The sequence below is a fragment of the Nocardia sp. CNY236 genome (genome assembly GCF_000482385.1).
Classification (GTDB): domain Bacteria; phylum Actinomycetota; class Actinomycetes; order Mycobacteriales; family Mycobacteriaceae; genus Nocardia.
On sequence record NZ_AXVD01000031.1, the window covers coordinates 50,979 to 60,259 of the forward strand.

A 9,281-nucleotide genomic window follows, 5' to 3' on the forward strand; every position below is an offset into this window, starting at 1 on the left:
GCCCGTGTCGGGCGCCGGTGATACTGCCCGTGTCGGGCGCAGGTGACACTGCCTGAACCCGGCGCAGCCGAATCACGTCTGCTTCCAGTTCATTCGGCCGACGTGATCGGCGTCGATATGCAATGTTGTTACCTGGCAGTGGCAATGGGTGCCGAGCAGTGGCATCGAGAAGGGACCCACGGTAGCCGACGAGGCACCGGTAAAGGGGGCGTGACGAGGTCGTGTCATCGAATCCATCCATGCCCGGCGGCCGGCGCACTCGTACTCCTCGATCTGGGCCGGAGGGCGCGCCCACATGGCCGGGAATGCTCCCGCCGCGACAACCGTCGCCCACTGTTCGGCGCGTGGTCCACGCCCGCGGCCGGACTTCGCGTCATCGGCGTCGAGCCCGGCGCGCATGGCTGGTCGGAGGTGTCGCAGTGGCAGCCTCGTTGGCCGTTGTCGTGCTGGTGCTGGCCTATACCGACGCGGCGTCGGGTCCACCGCAGTCGATGACCGTCGCCGACCCGGCGGCCATTGCCGATCCGGTGCTCGGTGGCAGCCCCGGTTGTGAACCGACCCGCGGTGATCTAGTGGTTCGCGGGAACGGCACCGGTTCGGTCGAATCGGGTCCGGATGTGATCCTGGCTTTTCAACATGCCTACTACGTGGCTCGTTCAGGGACCCTCGCCCGGGCGCTGACGACCGCGGATGCCGCACTGCCGCCCGCGGCGGTGATCGACGAGGGGATCGCTTCCATTCCCGCCGGAACACAACACTGTGTATTGATCACCCAGATGCTGGACGGTCGCCACGACGTGTGGATCACCGAACAGCGACCGGGTGCAACCAACTACACATATCGCCAATTCGTCACTGTGGCAACCAAGGCCGGCAAATTCACCATTGTCGCGATCACCCCGCCGTCCTGATTCGTGCTGATCGTCAGCGGGGCGCGTGTTGCCACCGATGGATGCTAGAAATTAGCTATTATACGACCGCCGGAGCGGTCGATCGGCGGAACGCAGCGCATGGCAGGTCGATTCCAGGGGAGGTCGTCGGTGGGCGTCGCACGATACGGCATGGTGGTTGGCGTAGTGTTCTCGGTGCTGTGGGCATCGCCGAGCCCCGAGTCGTCCGCGATGCCGGACATCGGTGCGGCCACCGAGCCGGCGCTGCCGGCATATGACGAGTTCTACCGGCCATCGGCTGATCTGGTTGCGTCGGCGCATCCGGGTGACATTCTCGCTGCGCGGCCGATAGAGATCGCGAGCCGGCTGCGCGAATCCCTCGGTGTCCGGGCGTGGCAACTGTCCTACCGATCGAACAACAGCGTCGATCAACCGATAGCGGCAGTGGCGACGGTGCTGAAGCCACGTGGCGGAATCGGAAAGCTGGTATCGCTACATGCCGCCGAGGACTCCACTGGGCAGCACTGCGCGCCGTCGTACACAGTGCAGCGGCCGGCCCACGCGGGACTGCTGGATGGTCAACTCGACCCGCTGCGCGGTGCACCGGCGCTGCTGGCGCAGGGATGGACGGTGGTGTTGCCCGACCACCAGGGCCCCGACGCCGCCTTCGCTCATGGGCCACTGGCTGCCCGCATCGCCTTGGACGGGATCCGAGCCGCGGAGAATTTCGGCCCGCTGCGCTTGCCTGGCGCCGACACCGAGGTGGCGATGTGGGGGTATTCCGGAGGTTCGATCCCGACACTGCACGGTGCGGAAATACGCGCTGCCTACGCACCGGAGGTGAACATCGTGGGCGTCGTCTCCGGTGGCACCGACGTCGACCTCGAGGTTCTCGCGCGAGAGGCGAACAAGGGGCCCGGTGCCGGTCTGGTCACGGCCGCCATCATCGGACTCGCTCGCGAGGAACCCGCATTGGAGGCATATCTCCGCGCGAACGCCACCCCACGGGGACGGGAGGTGCTGGCGGCGAAGGACCGGACCTGCGCATTGCGCCACGTCGCGATCGAGCCGTTTCTCGATATCGATACTTTGGTACAGGGCGGTCTTCTGGACGCTCCAGTGGTCCGTGAAGTATTCGACCGGACCAGGATGGGAAAGGCCGTCCCGGATTCGCCGGTCTTTCTCTATCATGCGGTCGCGGACTGGCTCGTGCCGATCGGTCCGGCCGACGATCTGGTTGCGACCTATTGCCAGGACCCGACCGCACGAGTCACCTACGTTCGCGATCACGCCAGCGAGCATCTGACGCTGAACTCGCTTGCCGAACGCCGGGTGGTCACGTGGTTGCACGAGCGATTCGCCGGCATTCCGGTCGAGAACGGGTGCACGACAACGAATGTCGGATCGATCGCCCTCGGCCGCTGAGTCCGGTCCGGCGCGACTCGTTCCCCCGAGCAGCTACTGGATTCCGGCGATTCTTCGGCAGCGATCGTCCAAGTAGTTGATCAGCGTCCAGAAGTCCTTGAACGCGGGGTTGGTGGTCTGTCCGTGGTGGTATCGGTAGTAGATCTGCTGAGCAATTACTGCGAGCCGGAACAAGCCGAAAACCTCGTAGAACGGCCAGTTGTCGGCGGATCGACCGGTGCGGTCACAGTAGTGTTGAACGATTCGGGCGCGGGTCGGCATTCCGGGCAGGTGACTGGGTTGGCGACGAGATGCCCGCATGAGGTCGTCGTCATCGGCCTGCACCCAGTAGGCCAGTGCGCCACCGAGATCCATCAGCGGATCGCCCACGGTGGCCATTTCCCAGTCGAGTACGCCGACGACCGAGCCGGCGGGGTCGAGCACCAGATTGTCCAGCCGGAAGTCGTTGTGGATGATGGTGGCGGCGACATCCGCGGGCTGGTTGTGCTCGAGCCATGCCATCACTGCGGCGAAGTCGCTGACGTTGTCGGTGCGCGCAGCGCCGAACCGGCGCGACCACCCGGCGACCTGACGCTCGACGTAGCCGGCGCCCTTGCCGATCTCGGCAAGTCCGGCGGCTTCGGGATCCACGGCATGTAGTTCGATCAAGCAGTCGAACGCGGTGGTCGACAGCCGTCGTGCCTGTTCGATGGACAGGCTCGTACCGTCCGGGAGATCACCGCGCAGGATCGTGCCCTCCAGCCGTTCCATCACATAGAATTCGCTACCGATCACGCTGGGGTCGGTGCATCGGGCGATCATGTGGGGCACATATGGGTAGTACGGACGCAACCGTTGTTGCACCAGGAACTCACGGCCCATATCGTGCGCGGACGCGGCTTTGGTTCCGCCGGGCGGGCGCCGCAGGATCAGATCTCGGTCCGGATAGTGCAGCAGATAGGTGAGATTGGATGCCCCACCGGAGAATTGGCGCACCTCTGGTGGTCCGCTGAGCCCGGGCACCTGCTGCGCGAGCCAGGCGTGCGCGGCGGCGACATCGAAGGCATCCTCGGTGCGTACGGTGGTGGTCTCCGGCTTGTTCATCGGTCGGTTCCGTACTTGCGCAGTTCCTGACGGGCGATCACTCCGAGGTGTACCTCGTCGGGACCATCGGCGAAGCGGAGGGAACGAATGCCCGCGAAGGCTCGCGCCAACGGGAAGTCATCGGATAGCCCGGCGCCGCCGTGCAGTTGGATCGCCATATCGAGCACCTCTTGAGTCATGCGTGGGACAACCGCTTTGATTTGAGAGACTTCGCTGCGCGCGCCGGCCAGTCCCTTGGTGTCCAGTAGCCACGCGGTGTGCAGGACCAGCAGGCGCGCTTGGTCGATCGCCAGACGTGCGTTGGCGATACGCTCCCGGTTGCCTCCCAGGTTGGCCAGTGGTTTGCCGAACGCCGTGCGCGAGAGACTTCGACGGCAGGCCAGTTCGAGTGCGCGTTCGGCCAGTCCGATCGCGCGCATGCAATGGTGGACACGGCCCGGGCCGAGGCGTCCCTGCGCGATCTCGAATCCGCGTCCCGGCCCGGCGATCACGGCATCGCGCGGAAGCCGCACATCGGTGAAGGTGACCTCACCGTGCCCATATGGTTCGTCCAGGTAGCCGAAGGTGCTGAGCATGCGCTCGATCCGGACGCCCGGCGTGTCCACGGGAACGAGCACCATCGAATGACGCCGATAGGCGTGTGCCTCGGGGTCGGTGAGCCCCATGAAGATGACGAACTTGCAGTTCGGATGGCCGATACCTGTACTCCACCACTTGCGGCCATTGAGCACGACGTGCTCGCCCTCGATGGTGGCGGTCGCGGCCATATTGGTCGCGTCGGAGGAGGCGACCTCGGGTTCTGTCATGCAGAACGCGGAGCGAATCGCGCCGTCCAGCAGAGGGCGCAGCCACTCTCCTTTCTGCTCCGCGCTGCCGTAGTGCACCAAGACCTCGGCATTGCCGGTGTCGGGCGCATTGCAATTGAACACCTCTGGTGCCCAACTCGACACGCCCATGACCTCGGCCATGGGCGCATAGTCGACGGTGCTCAGGCCGGCGCCGAGTTCCGGATCGGGGAGGAAGAGATTCCACAGCCCGGCATCGCGCGCTTTTTGTTTGAGTTCATCGACCACCGGGGGGACCGCCCATGGCGAATCCCGCAAGGCAGCCGCGTGCGCTTCTTCGCGTGGCGCTATCTCGTCGCGCACGAATTGCCGCACCTGGTCGGTGAGCCGGGCGGCCCGGTCGGAATGCGTGAAGTCCATACCCATCCTCGAGGTTTGCTGAGCCATAGCGCAGCGTCTGATCTGGATGTCGCTCTGCTCCGACTATCGGTAGCATACTATTGAGCATTGCTCAATAGTGAGGACTCGACGATGGAGTGCGGTGGATGACCGATACGACCGCAGGGTCCGGCCGTCGGCGCTCGGCCGAGGACCGACGCGGACAACTGATCGGGATCGGGTTGGGGATGCTGGTCGACCGTCCGTGGCACCAGATCACTGTGGACGCGGTCGCGCACCGTGCGGGTATTTCGCGCGGGCTGCTGTTCCACTACTTTCCGACCAAACAGGACTACTACGCACAGCTCGTGCGCGCCGCCGCCCGCCGATTTCTCCGCGCTATCGACTCCGACCCTGGTGCCGACCCACTGCGGTCGATGATCGCCCACTTCGTGAGATATATGCGTCGACGCAGCGGCCCGGTGATAGGTCTGCTTCGTGCGGCCGGGCAGGACCCGGTAATCGAGGCGATCATCGAACAGTTGCACGACGAGCTGACCGACCGGGTATTCGCCGCCCTGGGTCGGGCCGCACCGTCCACGGCCGAACGTCTACTGGTCCGATCGTGGTGGGCGATGGCCCAGGAACTGACCGCCCAATGGTTGGTTCGTGACGATGTCGACCAGGACCGGTTGGACGAGCTGCTGTTCATCACATTGTCGCGGGTGCTGGACTCGGCGGCTACTCGGCGCACCGCGGCACGGTAATTCCGAACGCTGCGCCGCAGGAATCCGCCTTTCGGGAACACGGTTGCCACCATCACGTCGGATCATGTGCCAGTGGCAAATCGATAGTTTCGTTGTCGGCGGTGTATCGAGTATTAATTGGGGTTGTGCGGTTCCTATACGCGATCGTTTGCCTGCCACCGAATCTCCCGCGTAGGGAGGGTTGATGGTTGTCGAACATCCCATCGAGGATGAGGTTACCCAGCTGGCGAGGCGGGTCGAGAAGGCGCGTGGGCGACTTGCCTACCAGTTCGACCCGGCGCTGACCGAGGCTTTGTCGGAAGACGAACTGTACGCCGAACGCGAACTCGCCGAACGGATTCGCACGCAGGAGCGCGCACAGCGCTGGAAAGAGGCGCAGGCTGCTGCCATGGCATCCGACCGCGCCCGGCATACCACCGAAGCGATCGAGAAGGCCGATATGCGAGATCTCCTGCTCGCCCGCAAGGCGATTGCCGCGCAGCGGCGCGAATCCAGCCCACATGCGAAGCTGGCGTCACTGTATCGCCATCGGTCCTGGTCGTTGCGCGCTCTGGCCGGTGTGGTGGCGGCGGGCATGTTGTGGTCGGCGGTCAATGTGCAGCACAACATCGCGCCCGGCGGTCCGAGCGACCCGTTGTACTGGTTCAGCTACCTCCTCGAAGGCATGATCAGCGTCTGCCTGATCATCATCATGATCGGTACCAACAAGGTGGCCGAATGGGGTGTGGCCGACAACCGGCGGCAAGTCGCCGCGGCCGAGATCGCGCTGCTGACACTGACGATCGGGCTCAACACCTACCCGTATTTGCGGGCCGGCGCTTGGTACGACGCCGCGGTGCATGCGATTGCCCCGGTGATGATCGGAGTAGCGCTGCTCATCCACGATGCGGCGAGCGCACGCTATGGCCTGGCCATTGCCCGGGCCACAGAGCAGCTTCGGGAGCTGCCCGACCCGGCCGAGCAGATTCGGCGCACGCTGCCCCGATATCACGTTGCGACTGCCGCACAGGCAGCGCCTCCCAGCGAGGTGGGCGCGCCGGCTCAGCTCGAGCCGCGGGCCGATCGCTCGGTATATCCCGACCCGCTGGCGGTCGACGAACCCCCGCTTGCGCCCGAGCCGACCGTTCCGGTCGATGTCGAGCAGACCGACACGCAGCCCACACCGGTCGAGGCGCCACGAAAACCAGTGTTGCCGATGACCATCGAAGACCTCGACGCCATGGCGGGAGGAGAGCAGCCGCCCAGTGCTTCGGTGCCGAGAACACATCGAGACACCAGCTCGACCGGCCTGGCCACGATCAATGGTGCATCGGCCGATGCACCCGCCGACCAGGACCGCGTGGCGGCGACAACGGAGTCGAATCCCTTGCCGGTCACCAGTGAGCCCGCACAACCCTCGGCGGGTACCGAAGCGGCCACCTCCTCGGAATCGGCTCGCCCGCAGAAGGACACGGTGAAACCGTCCACCTCGGTGTCGGAATCGTCGCCTTCGGTATCGCGATCGACTACGCCGGTGACGAAGACCGAGACACTCCCCGCGAGGCCGGAAGATGCTCGAACGGCCCATCGTCCGCCACGTGATGCCGGCAGCGCCACTACGCGAGCGAAGTCCGAAAACGGCCATGGCAACGCCACTCCCGATGTCGTGGGATCGCCGCCCGCGCAAGCACCCGACATCTACGACACCGGCTCGTTCCGTGTCGCGGACATCCTGGAGCAGGAACTCGCCGAACTGCAGGCCGAGCGTCGTCGTGCCCGTACGGGCAGACAACGCTCCACCTCGGCCGCCAGCCACGAGTCCTGACCCGAGATCTGCCGATACCGTGGCCGCGAGTCACCCACAGTGCTGCGAGCCGCCGCTGCTGACAGCAGATCTGCCCACAGCAGCGTGCGCCGGTGATCTCGTGGCGCGTGGGCCATGGTGGAGGCATGGCCCACGATGACAAGATCCCGTTGTTCACCTGGCGGACCAGAGAGCAACTGCTCAGCCGCCGCATAGTGGTACTCGATGGTCCGCTCGACGACGACAACGGCACCCTGCTGATGACGCAGCTGCTCACCCTGGCCACCGAGGAGTCGGAGGCGAGCATCTCCCTGTGGATCCATTCCCCGGGAGGATCGGTTCCGTCGATGCTCGCCATTCGCGACGTCATGCGGTTGCTGCCGTGTGAGGTTTCGACCCTGGCGTTGGGATTGGCATGCAGTGCGGGGCAGTTTCTGCTGTCCGCGGGCACTCGCGGTCGACGCTACGCCTTGCCGCACACTCGGATTCTGATGCATCAGGGGTCGGCGGGTATCGGCGGCACCGCGGTCGATATCGAGGTCCAAGCCGATGATCTGCGCTACACCGTCGACACGGTGCTCGGCATCATCGCCGAGGACACCGGTCAGCCGTTCGATCGGATCTACGAGGATTCGTTGCACGACCGCTGGTTCACCGCCCCGCAAGCCGTGGAATACGGCTTCATCGACCACATCGTCGATTCGTTCGAGCAGATCGTGTCCCAACGCCACCGCATCGGAATCTCGGTACGAGCTGGCGCCGAGGCGGATACACCATGAGTAGTTACACCATCCCCAATGTGATCGCCCAGCATCCGCGCGGCGGTGAGCGAATCACCGACATCTACTCGCATCTGCTCGCCGAGCGAATCGTCTACCTCGGGACGCCGATCGACTCGGGTGTGGCCAATGCACTCATCGCACAGCTGCTACATCTGGAATCGGAAGGCCCGGAACAGGAAATCGATCTGTACGTCAACTGTGAAGGTGGTGATCTGCCGTCGATGCTTGCGGTGTACGACACCATGCAGCACATCGGGTCGCCGGTACAGACGACGTGCGTCGGCCAAGCCATCGCGGTCGGCGCTGTGCTGTTGGCAGGCGGTGAGCCAGGTTCTCGTGCGATGTTGCCGCATGCGCGGGTGGTCCTGCATCAGCCTGCTGCCCGTGGCCAGGGAGCGATTCCCGACCTGATTCTGCAGGCCGATGAGCTGGTTCGGATGCGTGCAGAAATCGAGTCCGTCCTGTCGCGGCACACTGGGCAGTCGGTGGAGAAGCTGCGGCACGACACCGACCGTGACCGTGTGTTCACGGCGCGTGCGGCGATGGAGTATGGACTCGTCGATCGGGTATTGGGACAGAGCTGAGTGGGCAGGTAGGAGCCTCCCGTGAGGTCTACCCGCCGGCTGGCACCGCCGACTCGGCTGGCAGAGCCGACTCGGCTGGCAGAGCCGACTCGCCGGCTGGCACCGCCGTCAGGCCGTGCGATCCGGCGCCTTCGATGATCGCGTTGGCGACCACGGCGCCGGCCTGCTCGAGGCTGAACGAGCGCCCGAGCTTGAGCGACATCAAGTCGATGTCCAGGCGTTGGCCGACCAGCGAGCCGAATTCGGCCCCCATCAGCGAGTCCAATCCGAGCTCCGGCACCGGGATGGTGAGATCGATCGAATCGGCTTCCACACCCATGACCCCGGCCAGCTGTTCGGCGAGCATGAACGTGACGACCTCGTTGCGTTTGGCTTCGCCGAGTGCGAGCAGATCGGCTCGCAGTTGCAGGGAGGCGGAGTCCTGCTGTGCGGCGGTCGCGATCATGTTTTCCAGTCGACCGGTCTGGACCACGCGTTCTCCGCCGGAGGCCACGACCCGGGACCACGTGATCGGGAACAGATCCACTCGAGTGACACCCAGTCGCAGTGCTTCTTCCAGGTATATCGGACCTTCCTCCATGTCGACGCGATCGAATCCGGCATTGACCAGGTAGCGGGTCAGGTTGTCGTCGGTGGCCAGCATGCCCGCACCGGTCATATGACCCCAACCGACCGTCAGCACGTTGGCGCCTTCGCGAGCGATCGCTTCGGCGAACGACTTCACGGCCATATTGGCCGCGGTGTAGGTGTACTGGCCGATACCACCGAAGATGGAGCTGCCCGAAGAGAACAGAACCAGGAAGT

At 64.9% G+C, this 9,281-nt stretch carries 10 protein-coding genes; 6 read left to right on the forward strand and 4 right to left on the reverse strand.

Annotation, left to right across the window (positions count from 1 at the left end):
• Positions 1 to 72: 72 nt before the first annotated feature.
• Positions 73 to 399: a hypothetical protein gene (locus tag K940_RS33065; RefSeq protein ID WP_036528904.1), complete on the reverse strand. Its 327-nt coding sequence runs from the start codon at positions 397 to 399 to the stop codon at positions 73 to 75.
• A gap of 20 nt (positions 400 to 419) precedes the next feature.
• On the opposite strand from K940_RS33065, the gene K940_RS28695 reads away from it, so the two are divergent.
• Both K940_RS28695 and K940_RS28700 read left to right on the forward strand, forming a co-directional pair.
• Positions 420 to 911 (forward strand): hypothetical protein, encoded by a 492-nt coding sequence (locus K940_RS28695; RefSeq protein WP_231390409.1) that lies wholly within the window; start codon positions 420 to 422, stop codon positions 909 to 911.
• Between the two features lie 129 nt (positions 912 to 1,040).
• Entirely contained in the window at positions 1,041 to 2,315 is a 1,275-nt protein-coding gene (locus K940_RS28700) for a lipase family protein (RefSeq protein ID WP_051407269.1), read from the forward strand.
• A gap of 33 nt (positions 2,316 to 2,348) precedes the next feature.
• Here K940_RS28700 and K940_RS0116765 read toward each other — a convergent pair whose 3' ends face one another.
• Positions 2,349 to 3,398 carry a phosphotransferase family protein gene (locus K940_RS0116765; protein ID WP_028478497.1) on the reverse strand — a complete coding sequence of 350 codons (1,050 nt, stop codon included), beginning with the start codon at positions 3,396 to 3,398 and terminating at the stop codon, positions 2,349 to 2,351.
• On the reverse strand, positions 3,395 to 4,603 hold the full coding sequence (locus K940_RS0116770; protein ID WP_028478498.1) for an acyl-CoA dehydrogenase family protein: 1,209 nt from the start codon (positions 4,601 to 4,603) through the stop codon (positions 3,395 to 3,397). Before K940_RS0116770 ends, K940_RS0116765 begins: the two co-directional genes overlap by 4 nt.
• Before the next feature lie 125 nt (positions 4,604 to 4,728).
• Here K940_RS0116770 and K940_RS28705 point away from each other — a divergent pair, with 125 nt between their 5' ends.
• The 4 genes from K940_RS28705 to K940_RS0116790 all read left to right on the forward strand — a co-directional run bounded on the left by K940_RS28705 (position 4,729) and on the right by K940_RS0116790 (position 8,477).
• On the forward strand, positions 4,729 to 5,328 hold the full coding sequence (locus K940_RS28705; RefSeq protein WP_036528906.1) for a TetR/AcrR family transcriptional regulator: 600 nt from the start codon (positions 4,729 to 4,731) through the stop codon (positions 5,326 to 5,328).
• A 184-nt stretch (positions 5,329 to 5,512) separates the two neighbouring features.
• Complete coding sequence (locus K940_RS0116780) at positions 5,513 to 7,132, forward strand: hypothetical protein (protein WP_028478499.1); 1,620 nt, start codon at positions 5,513 to 5,515, stop codon at positions 7,130 to 7,132.
• A 125-nt stretch (positions 7,133 to 7,257) separates the two neighbouring features.
• Positions 7,258 to 7,890 (forward strand): ClpP family protease, encoded by a 633-nt coding sequence (locus tag K940_RS0116785; RefSeq protein ID WP_028478500.1) that lies wholly within the window; start codon positions 7,258 to 7,260, stop codon positions 7,888 to 7,890.
• Positions 7,887 to 8,477, forward strand: coding sequence for a ClpP family protease (locus K940_RS0116790; protein ID WP_028478501.1), 591 nt, complete (start codon positions 7,887 to 7,889; stop codon positions 8,475 to 8,477). The genes K940_RS0116785 and K940_RS0116790 overlap by 4 nt, the downstream gene beginning before the upstream one ends.
• A 28-nt stretch (positions 8,478 to 8,505) precedes the next feature.
• On the opposite strand, the gene K940_RS0116795 is transcribed toward K940_RS0116790, so the two are convergent.
• Positions 8,506 to 9,281, reverse strand: a 776-nt coding sequence (locus K940_RS0116795; RefSeq protein ID WP_028478502.1) for an acyl carrier protein, incomplete at its 5' end; no start/stop codon positions are given.